Source organism: Sphingomonas sp. PAMC 26605, assembly GCF_000241485.1.
Classification (GTDB): Bacteria; Pseudomonadota; Alphaproteobacteria; order Sphingomonadales; family Sphingomonadaceae; genus Sphingomonas.
Genome location: NZ_JH584245.1, coordinates 1 through 18,865 on the forward strand (window position 1 = coordinate 1; position 18,865 = coordinate 18,865).

General features: G+C 62.1%; 19 protein-coding genes. 9 read left to right on the forward strand and 10 right to left on the reverse strand.

What is annotated here, in order from left to right; genetic code table 11:
• Positions 1–529: 529 nt before the first annotated feature.
• The 9 genes from RH90_RS21145 to RH90_RS21180 all read left to right on the forward strand — a co-directional run bounded on the left by RH90_RS21145 (position 530) and on the right by RH90_RS21180 (position 7,801).
• Positions 530–2,389 (forward strand): ParB/RepB/Spo0J family partition protein, encoded by a 1,860-nt coding sequence (locus tag RH90_RS21145; protein WP_010188946.1) that lies wholly within the window; start codon positions 530–532, stop codon positions 2,387–2,389.
• 168 nt (positions 2,390–2,557) lie between these two features.
• A complete protein-coding gene (gene vapB / locus RH90_RS21150) occupies positions 2,558–2,794 on the forward strand; it encodes a type II toxin-antitoxin system VapB family antitoxin (protein WP_010188947.1) in 237 nt (78 codons plus the stop codon).
• Between the two features lie 19 nt (positions 2,795–2,813).
• On the forward strand, positions 2,814–3,215 hold the full coding sequence (gene vapC / locus RH90_RS21155) for a type II toxin-antitoxin system tRNA(fMet)-specific endonuclease VapC (RefSeq protein WP_029625575.1): 402 nt from the start codon (positions 2,814–2,816) through the stop codon (positions 3,213–3,215).
• Between the two features lie 25 nt (positions 3,216–3,240).
• Positions 3,241–4,005 (forward strand): ParA family protein, encoded by a 765-nt coding sequence (locus RH90_RS21160; RefSeq protein ID WP_010188950.1) that lies wholly within the window; start codon positions 3,241–3,243, stop codon positions 4,003–4,005.
• The gene (locus tag RH90_RS22330; RefSeq protein ID WP_051124920.1) at positions 4,002–4,949 is read left to right on the forward strand and encodes a ParB/RepB/Spo0J family partition protein; all 948 of its coding nucleotides are present in this window, start codon (positions 4,002–4,004) and stop codon (positions 4,947–4,949) included. Before RH90_RS21160 ends, RH90_RS22330 begins: the two co-directional genes overlap by 4 nt.
• 94 nt (positions 4,950–5,043) lie before the next feature.
• The gene (locus RH90_RS21170) at positions 5,044–5,571 is read left to right on the forward strand and encodes a plasmid mobilization relaxosome protein MobC (protein WP_029625576.1); all 528 of its coding nucleotides are present in this window, start codon (positions 5,044–5,046) and stop codon (positions 5,569–5,571) included.
• Positions 5,571–6,686, forward strand: coding sequence for a relaxase/mobilization nuclease domain-containing protein (locus tag RH90_RS21175; protein WP_010188953.1), 1,116 nt, complete (start codon positions 5,571–5,573; stop codon positions 6,684–6,686). The genes RH90_RS21170 and RH90_RS21175 overlap by 1 nt, the downstream gene beginning before the upstream one ends.
• Before the next feature lie 28 nt (positions 6,687–6,714).
• A complete protein-coding gene (locus tag RH90_RS23780; protein ID WP_232280470.1) occupies positions 6,715–7,017 on the forward strand; it encodes a DUF6771 family protein in 303 nt (100 codons plus the stop codon).
• A gap of 418 nt (positions 7,018–7,435) precedes the next feature.
• Positions 7,436–7,801 carry a bleomycin resistance protein gene (locus RH90_RS21180; protein WP_010188954.1) on the forward strand — a complete coding sequence of 122 codons (366 nt, stop codon included), beginning with the start codon at positions 7,436–7,438 and terminating at the stop codon, positions 7,799–7,801.
• A gap of 58 nt (positions 7,802–7,859) precedes the next feature.
• Here the strand turns inward: RH90_RS21180 and RH90_RS21185 are convergent, their stop codons facing one another.
• The 10 genes from RH90_RS21185 to RH90_RS21230 form a co-directional block, all read right to left on the reverse strand.
• Positions 7,860–8,672 carry an AAA family ATPase gene (locus RH90_RS21185; protein ID WP_010188955.1) on the reverse strand — a complete coding sequence of 271 codons (813 nt, stop codon included), beginning with the start codon at positions 8,670–8,672 and terminating at the stop codon, positions 7,860–7,862.
• Positions 8,669–8,905: a hypothetical protein gene (locus RH90_RS21190; RefSeq protein WP_010188956.1), complete on the reverse strand. Its 237-nt coding sequence runs from the start codon at positions 8,903–8,905 to the stop codon at positions 8,669–8,671. Before RH90_RS21190 ends, RH90_RS21185 begins: the two co-directional genes overlap by 4 nt.
• A gap of 487 nt (positions 8,906–9,392) precedes the next feature.
• Positions 9,393–11,627 (reverse strand): DUF5710 domain-containing protein, encoded by a 2,235-nt coding sequence (locus RH90_RS22335; protein ID WP_010188957.1) that lies wholly within the window; start codon positions 11,625–11,627, stop codon positions 9,393–9,395.
• 13 nt (positions 11,628–11,640) lie between these two features.
• Positions 11,641–13,563 (reverse strand): type IV secretory system conjugative DNA transfer family protein, encoded by a 1,923-nt coding sequence (locus RH90_RS21200; protein WP_157134809.1) that lies wholly within the window; start codon positions 13,561–13,563, stop codon positions 11,641–11,643.
• Positions 13,529–14,533 carry a P-type DNA transfer ATPase VirB11 gene (gene virB11, locus RH90_RS21205; protein ID WP_029625577.1) on the reverse strand — a complete coding sequence of 335 codons (1,005 nt, stop codon included), beginning with the start codon at positions 14,531–14,533 and terminating at the stop codon, positions 13,529–13,531. The genes RH90_RS21200 and virB11 overlap by 35 nt, the downstream gene beginning before the upstream one ends.
• Positions 14,533–15,738: a type IV secretion system protein VirB10 gene (virB10, locus tag RH90_RS21210; protein ID WP_010188963.1), complete on the reverse strand. Its 1,206-nt coding sequence runs from the start codon at positions 15,736–15,738 to the stop codon at positions 14,533–14,535. The genes virB11 and virB10 overlap by 1 nt, the downstream gene beginning before the upstream one ends.
• Entirely contained in the window at positions 15,735–16,592 is an 858-nt protein-coding gene (gene virB9 / locus RH90_RS21215) for a P-type conjugative transfer protein VirB9 (protein ID WP_010188964.1), read from the reverse strand. Before virB9 ends, virB10 begins: the two co-directional genes overlap by 4 nt.
• A complete protein-coding gene (locus tag RH90_RS21220) occupies positions 16,592–17,278 on the reverse strand; it encodes a virB8 family protein (protein ID WP_010188965.1) in 687 nt (228 codons plus the stop codon). Before RH90_RS21220 ends, virB9 begins: the two co-directional genes overlap by 1 nt.
• Before the next feature lie 285 nt (positions 17,279–17,563).
• Positions 17,564–18,571 carry a type IV secretion system protein gene (locus RH90_RS21225; protein WP_010188970.1) on the reverse strand — a complete coding sequence of 336 codons (1,008 nt, stop codon included), beginning with the start codon at positions 18,569–18,571 and terminating at the stop codon, positions 17,564–17,566.
• Positions 18,571–18,865 (reverse strand): EexN family lipoprotein (locus tag RH90_RS21230; RefSeq protein WP_232280471.1); only part of this gene is annotated, 295 nt, incomplete at its 5' end. The genes RH90_RS21230 and RH90_RS21225, both read right to left, overlap by 1 nt.

Sequence of the window (18,865 nt, forward strand, 5' to 3'; positions counted from 1 at the left end):
GCTGGAAAACCTGCCGGAGATAATCGCGCTGACGTTCGCTCAACCGGGAGAAGCGCTCGATATCCATTCACCCTCCTGATGCGCTTCGATCTCTCGGAATCCGAGGTAGATACGACCAACCTGTATGACGACCTAAGCAATGGGCGCCGGGGTCCCAACCCGAACCAGGTGGATCATCGACCAGTCGTTGGCGCGCCACGGCGGGCCGCGCTCTATCTCCGCTTTGCTCCGACCGAGCCACCTTCGGCGTCTCGTCCCATGCGGGTGACGATCGCTCGCGCACAGGCTGACGCCTGACAAGGACGCCGGCACTACCGGCGAACGTTTTGTTCTGGTCGGGGAAAGAGGCGCGCCGCCCCCTCTCCCCAGCAACGACAATCAGCCGGGCCGAGGCTCCCTCGCATGCGCTCGGTGCGCCCGCACCACCCCGTCAGATTCTCGCTGCCCCCCTCGCCCCCGGCTGTTCGCCACGAAGGCAGGGTTGATGGCGGGGCCATCGCCCTGCGGTCGATTGAGAAGGAAAAGTCAGATGAACATTCAGCATATCCTGTGGTCCAAGCTCGTTGCCTCCCCCCGGAACGCGCGCAAGGTAAAGGCCGATGTTACGACATTGGCAATGAGCCTTGCCGCCGACGGTCTAATCCAGAACCTCACCGTTGCTCCGCGAGACGACGGCAAGTTCGAGGTCATCGCCGGAGAGCGTCGTCGCCGGGCCATCGTTCAATTGGTTCGGGCCGGAACGTGGGAGCAAGACGTCGAAATTCCGTGCGAGGTTCGGGGTGGCGAAGACGCGGTCGGCGTCAGCTATGCCGAAAACGCGCAACGGGTCGCCATGCACCCGGCCGATGCTATCCGCGCTTTTGCGTCACTAGCGTCAGACGGCCATGACGACGCTGCTATCGCGCACCGCTACGGCTATGAACCGCGCGAGGTCCGCAAGATGCTGGCGCTTGCGTCGGTCAGTCCCAAGGTCATCAATGCGCTGGCTTCGGACAAGATCGACCTACCCACGGCACAGGCGTTCACGCTCACCGACGACCACAAACGGCAGGAGAGGGTATTGCGGCGAGCGCGGTCGGCGCATGAGGTCCGCAGCCTATTGACCGAGGCCAAGGTGACCACCAACCACCGGCTGTTCCGGTTCGTCGGGATGGACGCGTATCAGGCAGCGGGTGGCGCCCTGACCGGCGACCTGTTCGCCAAAGAGGGCGAGGGCTATGCGGATGACCCGCAGCTCGTTCAGCGCCTTGCCGATGAAAAGCTGGACCTATTGGCGGCGGAGGCCGAGGCCGAGGGTTGGGGCGAGGTGCTCCCTTGCGAAACCACCCCGTACGACAGCTACAAATGGCATCGGCTTTACCCGGATGCCGAGCGGCGCACCCTTTCGTCCGAGGATGAGGTCAAGCTGGCGGAGTTTCGGACCAAGCGGGATGCGCTGGTCGCGGCGATCGGCGAGGATGCCGAGTATGACGACGAGGTTGTCACGCTGGACGAAGCGATCGACGGCATCGGCACGGTCGAGCGGTCGTTTTCCGACGCGGTGAAGGCAGGCGGCCTTGTCCTGCTCACCATCGATCATCAAGGCGCGGTCAATCGAACCTACTACAGCCGCAAGGCTCCACGTGCCGTGACGCGGGACGAGAAAGGCACCCCCCTCCCCCGCCCGCTCTACGACGCGCGCATGGTTGAGGATTTGTCGCGGGTTCGCACATCCGCGCTCCAATCCGAGGTCGCCGCCAATCAGAGCGTTGCCTTTGCGATCCTGCTCGACGCCCTGTTGCCGATCGCACTTGGTGGCGGCATTCCCTCCCCCCATGCGGTCCAGCTTCGTGGCGGCAGCGTCCAGTCGCCGGTTTCGAGCTTCGACGTTTCGACGCGCGAGATCGGTTCGCCGTTCGAGCATGTGGCGGATCTGATCGAGGCCATGCCAAGCCAGCCCGACGAGCGTTTGGGGTGGGTATTGTCGCTCGACGCACGGGATGTGGACCAGTTGCTAGCGGCTTGCACCGGAGCCCTGATCGACGCGACCCACGGCAAGTTCGCGGAAGCTGAGCGGTTGCGGTCGGCGGACCGTATTGCACGGGCCGTGGCACTCGACATGCGTCAACATTGGGAGGGCGGTATCGAGTTTTACGACCGCTTGACGCGCAAGACCGCGCTGGAAGCACTAACCGAGGCGTGTGGGGTGGCCGCTGCGGAGAATTGCGGGAAGTTGAAGAAGCCTGAGCTTGCCGCCGCCTGCAATGATCGCATCGCCGGTTCTGGGTGGCTTCCCGCCGCGCTTGTTACACCTCTTGGAAAGGCTGCCCTGAGTGAGACAGAGGCGCTGCCTTCTAGCGTTCCGCACGCTGACAATGATGATGCGATAGACGTGATTGCCGCTGAATAATCGGGTGAAGCCGCCACCAGAAGGTGGCGGCTTCCATCCTGTGATAGGCTGAAATGTCGCGTCGTCGCCCTGCCGGGCGGCGACGCCTTTTTGGTTCTGGAGCAAAGTTTGTTTAAACAAACTTTGCTCCGCTCTTGCATCCCGCGCGGTGCCATATACACTGGGTATATGGCAAACAAACCTATCGCGACGACCAAGGTTTTCGAGACGAATCGGATGCAAGCCGTTCGCCTGCCCAAAGGCGTCGACTTTCCCCCTGAGGTCCGCGATGTTTCAATCCGTCGTGTCGGTCGCAGCCGCATGATTTCGCCTGCCAACGAACTTTGGGACGATTTTTTCGACGCACCCGGCGTTGATCTGGGTGAACGGGATCAGCCCGCCGCTCAGGACCGCGAGTCGCTATGAGCGTTGCTGAGACGCGTTCGTGAGCCTGCGTTTCATGCTCGATACGAACCTTTGCATTCGGGTTCTTCGCGACAAACCGCCTGCCCTAAAGCTCCGCTTCAACGATGAGGCAGAGGGCTTGGCAATTTCGACAATCGTCCTCATGGAGTTGTTACACGGGGCGGCAAAGTCGGCGCGTCCAATCGACAATCGCCGAGCAGTCGAGGATTTCGCGTCGCGGTTGGACGTCCTTCCGTTCGATGATCACGCGGCAGCGCATGCGGGTGAGATTAAAGCCGAGCTTGAGCGGGCAGGGGAGGTTATCGGCAGCTACGATCTGCTGATTGCAGGTCATGCACGCAGCAGGGGGCTTGCCATCGTGACGGGCAACCTTCGCGAGTTCGAACGCGTACGCGGATTAGCATCCGAAGACTGGACCTAGCGCCTTTTCGCGCGCGGAGACGAACATGCAGACGATAGTCATCAACAATCAGAAAGGCGGCGTCGGCAAGACGATGCTGGCCGTCCATCTTGCTTGGTTCCTCGCCGAAAGCGACGCACGTGTGCTGTTCGTCGATCTGGACGGGCAGGGGAATGGCTCGTCGGTACTCTCGGCAGAGCGCCAGGCGTATCCTGCCGCAGACCTGTTCGAAGCCAATGCGTCGATTGCGATCGAAGGGGAGCCGGGCATTACGGTGCTGTCGCGGGATACGCGCCTGCACATCATCGAGCTTGCCCAGGTACCGGTCATGCTCAGGCATTTCGCCACCCTGAACCCGCATTTCGACTATTGCGTGATCGACACCCCCCCGAACTGGGGAGCGCGCAATTTTGCAGCGATGGCAGTTTGCGATTTCCTGCTGTCACCGATCGAACTCAAGGACTTTGCTATCGAAGGGGTCGGCCAGCTTCTCCAGTCGATCCTTGCTGTGCAGGAAAAGGGTAGGGGAGGCCGCAAGATCAATTTCCTTGGCCTCGTCGCTTCGCGGTTCAACAGTCACTCGCCGCGAGAGCGGACGAATTTGGAGGCGCTCGTCAGCAAGATCGGCACGAAGATGATGTTTCCCGGCGTCATCACCGCGCGGGACGGCTATGAGCAGGCGATGAGTGACCGCAAACCCGTATGGGCGATCAAATCCTCCGGCGCGACCGTGGCCGCAGCGGAAATGCGCAAGATATTGGGCGAGGTGCGCAAGCGTGTCGTTGCAGCAGCCGAGAAGGAGACCGCATGATGGCCTCGCGCTTTGAAAATTTGATCGACTCCCTTTCGCTATCGCTCGACACGCAGAGTACGTCGAAGCAGGTCGTCGAATTGCCGTTAGACCGCATCGCCAGCGATCCGAACAACCCGCGCCGCTCTTTCTCTGATGCCGAACTCTCCGAAATGGCAGAGTCGATCAAAGCGCACGGGGTGCTTCAGCCGATCATCGTTCGGCAGGTCGAAGGCGAGCAGCGCTATATCATCCGGTTTGGCGACCGACGCTTTCGCGCGTCAGCTTTGGCAGGCAAGGAAACGATCCCCGCGATTGTGTCGGAAGGTGGCGAGGAACCCGACGACCTTGTCCAGCAGGTCGTCGAGAACGACCAGCGTGTCGATCTTACCGCCGGAGAGCTTGCGGGAGCGGTTGCCAAATTGGTCAAGGCCGGTTGGAAACAAGCCGATATCGCGAAGAAGCTTGGTCGCCCCAAGCCGATGATCTCGATGTATGCAGCGGTTGCCTCGATGCCGCCGCTGATCGGCGATTTGGCAGACCGGCTGGCGATCCGGACCGTCTATGAGCTGCACCAGGCTTGGAAGACAGACAAGGAGCGGGTTGAATCGTTCATTACCCAACGCGGTGAAGATCCTATCACGACCGCCGAAGCCAGGGGATTGTTGAACGAGCCGAAGGTTCAGACGGAGCCCGAGCTGCCGATTGCACCGGAAAGTTTGTCTGAACAAACTCCGGAGACGCCGCCGGCAAATGAGAATGCTGTAGCCGGGCGCAAGCGGTCGCAAAAGGCAGCAACCCCCCCGCCGACAGCGGGGGGGCGTGAGGAGCCGTTGGCGATCATGGTTGTCGTAGATGGCCGACGAGGACGTCTTGTGCTCGCCGACACCGTCAACGTGTTGTTCGAGGGCGAGGAGGCGCCGGAGACGATCAGCCTCAGCGCGATCCGCCCGGCGGCCGTTTAGCTCCAGGCAAAAGTTTGTTCGAACAAACTGATCTTCTTCGTGTGGTATGATGGCAGGATAGGCTTACAGCCGGTTTTGTATTACACAGATGCTTATGGCGCTCTTCACGCTTCGTTTGTCGGATGAGTTGGCTGCCCGCTTTGACGCGGTCGCTGCTAGAGCGGGTGGCCGCTCGCACGCGCTTCGAACCTTGATCGAGCGCGTCAGCGGGGGAGGCGGAGAAGAGCCGAGTGCGCCGCCCACCATGCGCTCGCGCGGAAAGCATCGGATTGAGTTACGCCTCGATGATGACGAGCTGGCCCAGCTCGACGATAGCGCGGCGGAGCGGGGCGTGAAGCGCACCGACTGGGTCGCCGCCGTCGTAAGGTCGCGTCTACGTGCCGCGCCGCCCCCAATCGAGGCACGCCAAACGCTCGTGGATATCCGTCGCGAACTGCGCGCGATCGGGCGCAACGTGAACCAGGCGGTGCATGCGCTCCATTCTGCGAACATGCAGGAAAGCCGCCTCGACCTCGCGCGCGAAGCCGCGCGCGTCGAAGCAATGCGGGCCGAGATCGACGCTCAGGTCGCCGCGATCGGCGCGGCGATCAAAGGCGACCTTGCTTATTGGCGAGCTGAGTGATGAGCGGTCCGGATCTCAGCTTTCTCGATGAAATCTGGCGGCCTGCTGCGGGAAAAGGCCGCAAGGACAAAGGGGGAGCCGCTGTCGCTGCCGCGATGGTGTCGACAGCGCAACGTGCAGCCAACCGGGCCAAACCCGACGCCACGGCGAGGAGCGCTGCGGCCAAGCAGCGGCTCGAGCGGATTACGCGCTTCGCGCCGGAGGTCATGGTGAAGGTATCGGGTCGCCAACGTGGTGGCGCGCATACCGCTGCACATCTCGAATATATCGGGCGGCACGGCAAGCTCGACGTTGAGACGAGCGATGGCCGAACCATCGAGAATGTCACAGAGCTTCGTGAACTTGCTCGTGAATGGACCGAGGACGAGGAAGCGGTTTCGCGGCGTCGCGAGCCGCTGACCTCGGTATCAATGGTGTTCTCGATGCCACCCGGTACGAATCCAGACGGAGTCTATCAGTCGGTCCGCGCGTTTGCTCGCGTCGAGCTTGAGCCATTTCCGCACGCGATGGCGCTTCACCTCGATGCTGATCATCCGCATGTGCATCTGACGATCGCTGCCCGGGGAGAGGGGGGCATGCGTTTCAATCCCCGCAAAGCGGATTTAGCGATGTGGCGAGAATCGTTCGCACGCGAATTGCGGGCGCGCGGCATCGATGCCGAGGCCACGCCCCGTCGCGCGCGTGGGATTGTTCAGAAGGCCGAGCGGACCAGCGTCAGGAAGACACGCGAACGCGGCTCTGCCGACAGCCCGCTTCCCCAGGTTGTCCAAGGCGGTCGAGCCGCCGCTGTCGCAATGGCACAGGAGAATCCACCCGCGCCGCGTCCGTGGGAGGTGCAGACCGTGGTCCGCCAGGCCGAGGTCCGCCGAGGCTACGCGAAGGCGGCCGAACTTTTGGAGCAGAGCAGTGCTCCCGAGGATCGGACGCTTGCACGTCAGACGCGGGCGTTCGTGGCGGCAATGCCCCGACCATTGGTGCGAGATCGCGAGGAAGCACAGGCCCTCGTCAACGCCGACAGGGGACGGCACTTATCTGAGAGCCCTGCAGGTCCGGATGGGAGGGATCGCGCATCACGATCGTCTCCCGGCCACATCGAAAAGGATCGGGAGAGGTAAATTATCTCGAGCGTTGTAGCTCAGTGGTGTGAATCGCCTACCGCCGGGCATTCCCTTTAATCGATTCATCGCGAATCGGCTTGCGAGAACGTTCTGCTTTTGTTCTATTATCGGTATGGCCCGCTTCGCTCATCAACCCGAACCGGTCGTCACGCCAGACGACCTTGCTGCAACCCTTTTAACGCTTCCCGGCTGGGTTCGCGTAGGCTTATCGGCCCCAGATAAACGAATGCGATTTAGCGCGGCGGAATTTATCGTGCAGTCGATGATCGACAAGATCGCAGATCACCGCGCGTCGGCGCATCCCGACCAGCTCGACCTTTCGCTGTGACGTGGGAGCCAATGTCCGATTTCATTCACTCGGTGATGTCGTCGCTCGAAAGGCCAATATCCACGCGCGATGTCATTTTCGATGCAACAATGAATCTATTATTGCCGGAGAACCGCTTTACCGATGGTTCATCGTCCACCGATGGGACTGCAACCTCGCGACGGTCAGAGGCCATCTTAGATGCAGCAGGTGCTTCGCCCGGCCCGAGCGGTGTAGTGTCACATTCCACACACCATATGGACCTTCCAGCCAGCGATGGCCGAGGTCGGAAGAGGCTTGGATTGCGCTGGTGAAACGGCTGCGTGGATAAAGCGAACCGCGGCTATCGGGCGGGAAAGCGGATAGAGAGAAATCGCCCCCTTGCCGACGTTCAGCGCACTTGATCTACCCTATGTGGATCAAACGTGGAGCCGCAGAGATGCCCGACCTAGCCACACCGAACCTACCCTCAAGGGACTTCGAAGATGCCGCCCGCTTTTACGGGCAGTTTGGATTTGAGCAGACTTGGAGAGACGTCGGCTGGATGATCCTCAAACGTGGCGATCTCATGCTGGAGTTCTTCCCGTTTCCAGATCTCGATCCCGCTCAAAGTTCGTTTAGCTGCTGTTTCAGGATGGACGACGTTGGCGCGTTCTTCGACGCGGTATCTTCGGCGGGCGTGCCGGAAGCCATAAAGGGCTGGCCGCGAGTGCATCGCCCGAAAAGGGAGCCATGGGGCGGCATCATTGGGGCTTTAATCGACCCGGACGGGTCGCTTATTAGGCTTGTTCAAGCTCAAAACTGAGCGGTAGTTTTCCAACAGGTATTTTCCTTGAGCATCCGCGCGCGAGCGCATTTCTAGACTACCGCTTCCGATCCTTTTTGGGTTTGAACGGCGCTCGAGAGGGGGCTGTGGGGTTTCGATCGGACGGGCTTGTGGGGTTGATCGGCTTGCCCTGGTCTAGTCGCTCTTGAAGGGTGGCGCTGCCCTCGTCGACAACGCGCTTTCTCGCGTCCGGCAATCCGGCAAGGGTCCTGCTCGCGACCTTTTCGATCATGGCCATCTGCCTGTCAGCGCGCTCCGCTTCCAGCGGATCGCGACGAAGTTCGGACGGAATCGCGCTGCGCGCCCATTGCGGCAGCGCGCTGGCGAGGCGCACTCGCTCGTCGTCGCGGACTAGAAGGAGGCGATGGCGGCGTCCGCCATTGTCGAACACAAAAGTCCGATCGGCGAGCGCCATCGCTTCAGGGAGCTGACGCAAGCTGGCGGCGTAGCGCCGGGCGACAGCGCGATCATCGACATCATGCCCGCCCCGGCGCACACGTTCTGACACACGCGCCATCGAAATCGCGGGATCGGATACGCCGACGTAGACAAGGTTAACCTTGTAGCCCGCCGCCGTGGCGTCCCGCATTGCCTTTAGCTCGGTGCCGCCCGACAAGGTCGTCTCGAAAGCGAAGGTTTCGCGGGCGCGAAGCCGCGCATCGCGTTCTTTAAGCGCGAGCTTGCCCGCGGCCAGCTCGGCGAGCCCGCCGTCCGCTGTGCGCGGCAGCTCCCGCGCGATATTGTCGGGGTTTACGATCGGAATGCGGCCGCGCACGAAGCGATCCGCGAGGGTCGATTTGCCGGCGCCGTTTGGGCCTGCGAAAACCCAAAGCTGTGGACGTGGCGTCAAAGCGACCGAATGACTTCATCCGCATTACGGTTGTGACGGACCAGCTCACGCCGACCGTCGGGATATTCTTTCACGACGAGGCCCGCTGGGGTGTCGGACTCGCTGTAATAGACCGGGAAACCGGCAGCGAGATGGTCGCGCACGGCAAACTCGCCATCGCGGGCGAGGCCCTTCTCGATTACCGGCCAGAGGTCGGAGGCATCGGCCGGTGCTAGGCGGGTCATCTCGTTCATAGCTTGATCCTTACCACGAAAGTTTGTTCAAACAAACTTTCGAAGCTTCTTGTTGCCCATCAGCGGCACGTCAGGTGACCATAACGCTCGGCAGCCTGGCCCGACCGCAATTGCGCACAGGATAGGTCTACCCCGCCTACCGAACACGACGCTACAACCCGATCGTAGGAGCGCCCCGAGGGACGGCAAAGCGCGGTTTGACCAAGGGCCAGACCGCGGAGCGCATCCCGAGACGCGTAGCCGTCCCCAGAGATGCAGCGACCACCGTGACCGCGACATGGGCCGATCTCAGGCGCATCGATTGCCTTGAGACGGATGCGTACGCCGCTGGCACACGTGAAAGTGTCTCCGTCATGCACGCGGATGACCGGGCAGGAGAAAGACCGACCGTACTGCGCTTGGCCAGCTCCCTGAGGCAATCTCGCTGACGCGAGCGTCGCGTGGGCGAACACGACAACGGTAAGCGCCAGTATCAAGGATAAGCGCTTCATCGACCTCGTGTTCTTTCTGGCGGGCGGCGCTGTGGCAATGCTGGCTCATTGATAGGGGCAGAAGGCGTTCGAGGCTCCGATGTAGCCGGAACTCTGTCGCTAGGCTGGAGCTGAGGCGACCTGATCGGTTTATCGTGTGAGACGCGCTCGGCAAGCGTTTCACGCCCTGCCTCAAGCACCCTACGCTGCGCTTCCGGATTGTCCGCGAGGGTGACGCCAACGACCGCTTCGATCGCACGAAGCTGCGCGCGCGCATTCGGATCGGCAGCAATCGTCTTTTCTGTGCGGGCTTGTTTTTCGCTTGGCACCCAGCGCCGAACCGCGGACGTGTCGGTACCTTCGACATACCAACACTTGGCTTCTCGATCCCATTTGGCGCCGGCCTGCTTGGCGGCCTCCCGATCAGCAAACGGAACGGACAGATATTCGCGCGGCGCTGGATCGGTTTCGCGTGGAGCCGCGCGTTCCGCTGGCCGAGTTGCCGGGCGAGCGTCTCTAGGAGCATCACTCCGCCCCATTCGGCGCGAGACGTCCTGCAAATCCCGCTCGGTCGGGCGATACCCGTTTACTTCAAGCCCGGCAGCGCGGGCACGAAACCATGCTTCGCGTCGGAACGCCTCTGACCCTGCTACCTCCAGCGTCTCCCACCGACGATGTTGTGCAATCGCCACCATGTCGGCGATCACGGCTGGGCTGTCGCTCTTCGACACAAGCGCTCCGCCGCGATCGTGGAAGGCGGCAGCGGGGGCCCCACTACTTTCGAAGTAATCGCGCCGCCCTGTCCAACGCGATGTCTCGATGAGGTATCGTGCCGCTATCGCTGGAGGAACGTCGCCGGCGTCGAGCGACGGTGGTGCGCTGCCGGTCTTCGTCCTCACGGCAGGCTCCTCCCCGGCAGGGAGGGACACAGATTTGCCAGTGGCGAGCCCGATCCGGTTCGACGCGCGATCTGCAGCATCATTCATCTCGCGGTCGCGATCTGTTGGCTGTTCGCCAGCTCGCACAGAAATCTCGGAATTTTCGATATTGGGCATCTTATCCTCTCCTTCATCGGCGCCGGACGCTGCCGTATCTTTTCGCGTAAGCGCCTTTATTCCCGCCCATATCTGCGCTTTGACAGCTTCGTGGCCGAGCACGCTACGCGTCGCCAGATCGTTAAAATCGGTAAAGCCCTTAGGATCTCGATCGACCTCGCCGGGCGCGAACTCTGGGAAGATTGCGAGGCCTCGAACAGCGGCCGCAGCGGCCGTCGCTTTGTCGCGTCCGGGATTGTGACCTTCCTTCAGCTCAACGCCACGATCGTCGTCGCCCGCAATCAGGATCGGCTTGTCAGGAAAACGGCTGTGAAGGGTTTGCACGACCGGCAGGAGGTTTCCCGCGTCAAAGGCCGCAACAATGGGCTGTAGCGCTGCCTCAGCTACGATGGCGGCCGTGGCATAGCCTTCCGCCATGATAAGCAAGGGGAGACGCTCCAGAGCCTCCAGGTCGCCCCCAACGATATGAAAAGTCCCCTCCTTGCGACTGTCTTCCTCGAACAGCTTGAAGCCGTCGCGCCGGATCGTCTGCAGGGTCCACTGCGTGCCCTCGATGTCGATCGCCGGGAGGTAGGTGGTAATCCCACCCCGATCCGTCAGGGCGCCGATCGTCGGGCTGATGCCCTTAAGCGTCATGTAGCCCGTCACCGATGTTGCGGGCCTCAGCGTCGCTGTCTGCTGTTGCACGCGAAGCGCTGCAGCCTCGATCGCCCGCAGTCGATCTGCGGCATGCTCCCGCTCTCGCTGTGCAACCTCTGCGCGCAGCGCCAGCATCTCGGCCGGGGGCAGGCGAAATCCGCGGCTCTTCCAAGCGACATAGGTCCCTTTGCGGAAGTTCTTGAGAAAGCCGGCAGGGTGTCCGTCGAGATGAAGGGCGTATTGGCCCGAAGGGCGTGAGTAGCGGCCTCTAGCGTCGCCGTGGTCGCCCTCAACAGGCACACGGTGCGTCTTGCCGTCTGCTATCGGATGGGCGTCGGTCACGAGCAATCCGTGCTCCTGCATGGCCTCCATGAACTCCTCGCGAGGCTTGAGCTCAGGTGCGCTCGCATCCGGAAGCCAGCATGCTAATGCCGCGCGATCGGCGCTCGCGCCGATATACCAAGCCTTAGCGGTCGCGTCCCAGCGAGCGCCAGCCGCGCGGGCAGTATGACGCTGGTCGTAAGGGACGGTCAGATATTCGCGTTTAGTCGATGCCATCAGGCCTTTCCCATCATCCGATCACCCGACCGTCGTCGGCACCGTTGATGCTCGCCATCATCCAACGCCGCGTCGCCTCTTCCGGGTCGTCGCCGCGCTCGATTGCGGCAAACGGATCAAGATCGGGATCGAATTGCAGTGCATCGACCGGCAACTCTTCGAGCCCGTCGAGCTGTGCCTCACTCAATTGCGGTGCGGACACCGGTAATGCCGGTGCTCCGACCACGACGGGGACTTTGTCGTTCCAGGCGACCGGCGGTAGGACGTCGGCGTCTGCAGCTACGATCTTTGGCGGCGGAAGCAGTCGGCCGGCGAACTCCGCCATTTTGTAGTAGAGGATCTTGGTTGCGCGGACGGCGGGAATGCCACGCTTGAAGATTAACACATCAGTCAAGGGCATGACCTCGACCTCTTGCGGCAGCATCAGTGCGCGCGATTGCTGCGATTCCGAGATGCTGTTATTGGCCGGCGCGAACCAGCCCAAGGCGCGACTCTTCGAGCGGGCGGCCAGCCCGTGCGTGCCGAGGCGATCGGAAATTTCCTTTGCGTCCTTGAGATTGCCCGGCGTGTAGACGACCTGCGCATCGCAATTGGTGATGAGTTCTTCGGCACCATCGTCGCCATTGAGGCGCCGAAGCTGCGCGCGGGTCTGAACGACGATGAGAAAATTCAGACCGAAGCTGCGAACATAAGAGATCGCGGACACGATGACCGGTGCCTTCCCAAGCCGCGCGAACTCGTCGAGCAGCACGAGCACACGGTGCTGGCTGGCGGGATCGAACTCGCCGATCGTGGGGTCGGTGTTAAGGTCGACGAGCTGCTGGAAAATGAGGTTGTAGAGCGGTGCCACGCGATCGATATTATTCGGCGAAGCACCGAGATAGATCGTCATAGGCTGAGTCCGCAGGCGGCGGAGATCGAAGTCGCTGGCAGACGTGGCGGCATCAACGTGCGGGTTCAGCCAGAGGCCCAGTTTGGTGGTGACGGTCTGTTTGATCCCTGAAAACGTGTTGTCGGACGCCGAGGTAAAATCGGTCAGGGCGGTTACGCACTGCACGGAAAGCGGCGTCCCGGCCGTCGCGCGCGCCTCGACAAGCGCGGGAAGACGTGTCTTCGGGTCGCCTTCGGTGATATCGCGGTAAAGCTGCCCGATCGTGAACGGCAAAGTCGGCGTCGCGGCGACATAGGCGCCAACGCCAATGAACGCGGTCCGCGCCGCTTCCGCCCAGAATGCCTCCCCGCGCTCGGGTAGCGGGAACAGCATGCCTGCGATCTTCTGCAATTCGTCAATGACCAGTACGTCGTCAGTGCGATCGATATAGGCCAGCGGATTATAGCGCGATGCCGCCCGATCGGGATCGAGTGGATCGAAGAGATGCACGCGCTGACCATGATGCGCGCGAAAGCCAGCCGTCTTGGCAAAATTCTCGCGCTTCATGTCGAGATTGACGATCGACCCAGGCCAATTGAGCAGGTTCGGAATGACGATGCCGACGCCCTTGCCAGAGCCAGTCGGCGCTTCGAGCATGACATGCGCCTCCGGCCCCGTCGTTAGGAACCGCCCGCGGAGTTTGCCGAGCAGGATGCCGTTACCGCCGCGCAAGCCCGCTGCCTCGATCTCGCGCTCGTTGGCAAACCGGGCCTCGCCATATTGCGATTTTCCCTGTCGATCCCAGACGAGCAGGAGGAAACCCAACGCAACGATCAACCCGCCGAAGAGGAATCCGCGCAGCAACCAGCCGTGCAGGACGGGCGCGTGCCGATAATACCAGAGCCATTCCGGCAGCACCTGCCAATTGGTATGGATGGTGATTTGATGCAGGCCGCTAAGCGCGATCAGCACCGCGAGCGCCGTCCAGATGGCGGCGATCGGAATGATGGCAGCGACTACCACGGCGGCCTTAGCTACCGGGCTTCTCCCCGGTATACGGATCAAAATAGACCTCCTTCACCTTCCAGCGCCCATCGACTTTCTCGGCTTGCAGGACGACGTCGATAAGGCTCTTGAGCATGCCGCGAATGTCGTCGCGACCAAGATCGCGACCGCCCTCGGATTCCTTTACCAGCAGCGTGAGTTGCTCGAAGGCGCCTTCCGCCGAGTTGGCGTGGACTGTCGTGATCGAGCCGGGGTGGCCGGAATTGACGTTGCGGAGATAAAAGAACGCCGTCCCGTCACGGAGCTCCTGCAGGAGGATACGGTCGGGCCGCATCCTGAGCGCGCTCTCGAGCAGCTGCTTCGGCCCGATCTTGGCTTGGCCCTGATCATCCTTCGAATAGATCATGTGCACGCAGTTGCGGTGCGGAACGGTCAGTTCGCGCGCATCCTCGATCGTGAGGAGACGCTCTTGATCGGGGATCAGCTGGATCAGCGCCTTTGAGATCGTCGTCTTGCCCGACCCTGTTGCGCCGCTGATCAGGATGTTCTTTCGAGAGATGACCGCGAGTTCGAGAAACGCCCGCCAGTTTTTCGCCTGGAGAAGTTCCATCAAGCGCTCGTCGACGGCTGCGATTGCGCGCCCAGCAATGGCAGTGTCGGTAAAGATGCCGCCGGAGATCATGTCGTCGAGGCTGAGCGTTACGGCCGACGGCTTGCGTATTGTTACCGAGACGATGCCCTCCAGCGTCGCAGGCGGGATCAGGAATTGGCAGCGCTCGCCGGTCGGCAGGACCGTCGATACGAGCGGCGCATCCGAACGGATATCCTGTTTGGTTGCAGCCGCTGCGGCGCGCGCGAGCGTCATGAGCCAATCGAACGACATTTCTGGCACGTCGTGCCACGTCCATCTGCCCCCTTGTTCTACACCCGCCTCATAGGGGCGGTTGATAACCAACTCCGTCACGTCGACAGGCTGCATCAAGGCTCGCACTGGCGCCAGGTGATGCTCGAGGAGCTGGCGCTGTGACATCAGCGGCGTAGCTCGAGACTGTACACGTCGGCGAAATTGAAATCCTGCGCGACGAAGATACCGACTTCCTCGCCTTGGTTCTTCTTCAGCACCGGCTTGATATTGATCGTGTTCTGGAGAGCGACGCTGGCGGTACTGGAGGGCACTTGCGTCGTGTTGGTGCCCTGTCCGGCGAAATGCGACGACGCGACCGACGATGCATCATCTACCAGCGAAAGCATCAGCGCCGCGCCAAACCGTGCCCAAAAGAACGTATCGACCGCGCCCGCCATGCCCGCACGACCGAGGGCGTCTGATGCGGGCGAGGCGAGATCGACCGCGACGCCGCGCGGCGTGACCGCGCGTGTCCATAGGACGAAGATGCGGTTCTGTCCCTGGCTGATCCCACCCTGATATTGGCCGAGCACCTTGGTGCCCTTCTCCATCAGGACAACCCGACCGTTGTCCGAAAAAACATCACGCGGGATGATGCACGACGTGTAGCCGGGCTGTGTCGAGTTCATTGCGGTCTGCAGGATGCAGGGGATCATGGTGCCCGCCGTCACCAGATAATTGCGGTTCGGCAGCATCGCGGCGTGTGAGCTGCCGATTGCTGAGACTTGGCGGAGGTGGTCTAGCTCGCCTGCCGGCGCTTGTGTCGCAGGCCGCGCATCCGGCGCATCGTTTGGCTGTGGCGCGGATGCCTCAAGCCCTCCTTGCCCGCCGGTTCCGCCAACGCTGATGAGCAGCGGTGCGCGGCGGGACTTGTCGGCGAGCGATTCTCCCGAAGTGTGGCCGTCCGCCACATGCTCGCTACCCGCTGGAACCGCGCCTGGCGTGATCGCGGGTACGACCGTCCCGTCTGGCATCGTTGCCATTCGTCCCGTGGCCGTGCCGGCGAGGTTGGGCGGTCCGCCGGGTTGGCCGGCGCCTGCGTCGAATTGCTGGGTCTGCGCGGCGTGCTGATCGGGACGTACGTTGGCGTCGGGCGTCATAGACACAGTGCGGATCGTTGAATCGTGCTTTCCGCTGCCGACGTTGATGAAAAACAGCGCTGCAACGACCGCGGCGACGCCTACGATCGCACCTGTTCGGTTCCCGCCAAATCGGCCGCCGCCGACCGGCGTGATCGTCCGTTCGACTTCCTCGCGCTCCGGCGTTCGGTCGCGCACGATCGGGGCGGTGATCTCGGCCGAGCCCTCGCCGACAGGCGGAATGCTGCTCACTTCGGCTCCTCCTTGATGGTGCGGTCGACATGCGGCGACGCAGTGTCGGAGCCGTAATTCACACCGTACGGTTGTGGCGCTTCGTTGAAGATGCACAGCACCTCGCCGTTTCGGCGAAGCCGGAGCTGCTTGGCGACGAGGTGGACGACCACGAAGTCATCGCGGACGTCGTAAGGGACCAGCGTCTCGCTACCGTCGTCCCGAACCAGGAAGATCGACGGGACTTCGTGGTTCGCCGGGAAGCGCATAACCGTAAATTGGCCGTTGTCGGTGATCTCCGATGGCTGGAGGTCAGAGGCGCCTTCGACGCTATAGTGCAGGTTGCGCGTCCCCTCGACCACACCTGTGTCCAGCGCGGTTTTGACGGCTTCTTTCTGAAGCGCGCCAAGTTGAAGCGCCGCCTGCAATACCCTCAGGCGTTCGCGTTTCAAGCGTTCGTCTTCCGGGTAGCGGAACTGGACTCGAAAGAAGGTTTGCGCCGTACCATCACCGATACCGCCCGACCGGGCAACCAGCTCGAACGTATAGTCGCGCAGCTCGCCTCCTCGTGAGGTTGTCACGATAAGGTTTGTAGGGCCAGCACGCTCGCGCGGTTTGAGGAAAATCATGTAGCCACGCGGCTGGACTTCCCACGACACGGTGTCGCCGACCGCCGCGTTGACGATCGTCTCGTCGCTCGCGAAGACGATCTCGGTAGCAGTGCGGAAAGCGCCCACGATCCGGTAGACCTGCGATGGGCTGTAATCGACCTGCCGAACGCGAGCGTCGGCCGCGCCAGGGCGTGGCGTCTCCGATGCCAGCGCCGGCATTGCGGCCAAGCTGGCGGTTGCCAGCACGATGGAAAGCCGGCGCATCACGGCATCACCACCGGGTCGGAACGATACGTGTGGACCTGAAACCCGAGCGGATTACGGAAACGATCGCCCTCCGACATCGGGGCGTTGGTATAGCCAAACGTCACGGTCGCGATCCAATCCGAGGCTTGAGCAGCCGTGTCTGTCTGCACTGTGCGGGTGAAGCGGACGTTGGCGACGCGGGTGTTGATAAAGCTGATGCTGGTGATCCTGGCGTCGGCGTAGGCGTGATCGCCCCAGAGGACCCTGGGACTTGCCGGATTACGGGTGGAGAAGAAGGTGTTCCAGCGACGTTGCTCGATCGGCGTCGACAAAATCGCGACGGTATCAAAGTTTTCTTTCGCCGCGGCAGGGTTCCAGCTCTCCCGATCGCGAACGTAATTCGCAAGGAAGTATTTGGTGACGGCCTCGTCATAGGCGACCGGCTTCTTGCCCGCGAGCTGCGTCTGGACGTCAACGGCGCCGGTGTTTTGGTTGACCCGCACGGTCACGACTTCGATCCGCTTGAGTGGCAGCAGGGCGACGACCGTACCAAGACCGACGATCCCAACCGCGGCGCCCACCGCGCCGATCGCATATGCAACCCTGCGGGAGCGCTTCGCCTCGCGCAGCTTCTGTTCGTCCCAGCTTCGCGAATCTGCAAAATAGCGTTTCAGGTCTGCCGAGAAGATTCCTTCGCCAGCCATGTCAGCAACTCGCGAAATAGGAAGGATGCGCGAGCGCCGAAGTCTTTGGCGGCGGTGGTGGAGGCGGCAACGTGCCCGGCCGCCGATCATCCGACCCTGGTGCCGGCGTCGATGCCGGCACACCCGGCAGCACCGAGCCATAGGGATTTGCGGCGCGGCGGTGTTTCAGCTTCCCATCGCAGACGGGCAGCTTAGGAAGCTTTGACGTCGCACACGCCGCGAGTGGCAGCATCCATGCTGCCAACACACAGCCTGTCAGCACAGATCGCTTCATAAGAACTCCGTTCATGCTGAAATGCTGTTGCCGCGACGGAAGCGGCTGCTCACCCACCGCGCATTCCGTGCGGCGCCGCGAGCGCTTGTCGCGACGCTCGCGCCGGCACTCCCGGCAAAGAAGGCAGCGCGGCGGCCCCCGAGCAACGCGGCGCCGGCAGCGCCTGCAACCAGTTCCCCCGAGGAAAGACCCTGCCCGCCTGTGATTCCCGACGCGATGCTGGGGGCCTGGAAAAAGAAGAAGGCGCCGAGCAGATAATAGACGATGAGAAAGATCGCGTGATTGACCGGGTCAACCGCCGTGTTGCTCTTCAGGACGCTATCTCCAAGCGACATGATCAACGCCGCCATCGTGGTGATAACGGCGAGTTGGACGACATAGGAAAAGGCTTGCCGGAGCCAGCCCTGGAACATGCCTTTGCCCCAATCGAACAGGGCGAGCGCAATGAAGATCGGGCCCAGCGCGATCGTGATTGCCAAGCCGACGAGCGCGAAGACCGAGAGCGCGAAGCCGATGATGCACGCAATCGCCGCAGCGAGCTCCAGCATCAAAGAGGCTGCGATGTCTTCTAGTGCGGCCCCGATGTTGGTGATCGGCTGAGCATTCGCGTCGTCGCGAAGCGCCTTATAGGTCTCAGCCGCGCGGCCATCCAGCTGATCGAAGGTCGCGCCAGCTTGCTTATAATCCTTTCCCGAGATCGCCTGCGTCAGCGCGCTTGGAGCCGCATTGAAGATCGGCCCGACGATCCAGTCCTGGTAGGCAACCGTCGTGGCGGCGACGAACAGCAAGCAGAGCTTCGCCATCCGCCAGATGAAATCCTGCAGCGGCTCGCTCACGACACCGCGCATGATGAGAAACGCATAGAGCGCGATATAGATGACCAGCGCTGCCGTCAGCGGCCCCTTCACGGCGTCGACGACGCTTTGGTAATGCTCGTTGAGAAACGCGTTCAGCTGACCATTGAAGAACGTGTAGGAATCGCTGAAAAAGTGGCCGCCGAAGGTCGTATCGTCCGACATTATCGTGAACCAGTTCGCGCATCATGGTCCATGTTCACCTGCCGTTGCGCGCGAAGCGCGTTGGCGCACTCCTCTGCCGGCTGATACTCGCGCTCCGCGGTCGTGCACTTGCCGATGACCGAGGCGCGCTCGGCATCGTGTTCCTGGAAGAAATGCATCGTGCGAGGCTCTGCCGCAGGCGCGTTGCACGCCGATAGCGACAGCGCCGCAAAGGCGACCGTGACGATGGCGCGCCTCATTGCGCGCGACCCACGGCGTCGGACGCGATATTGGCTGCCCGTTGCTCGCGCAGTT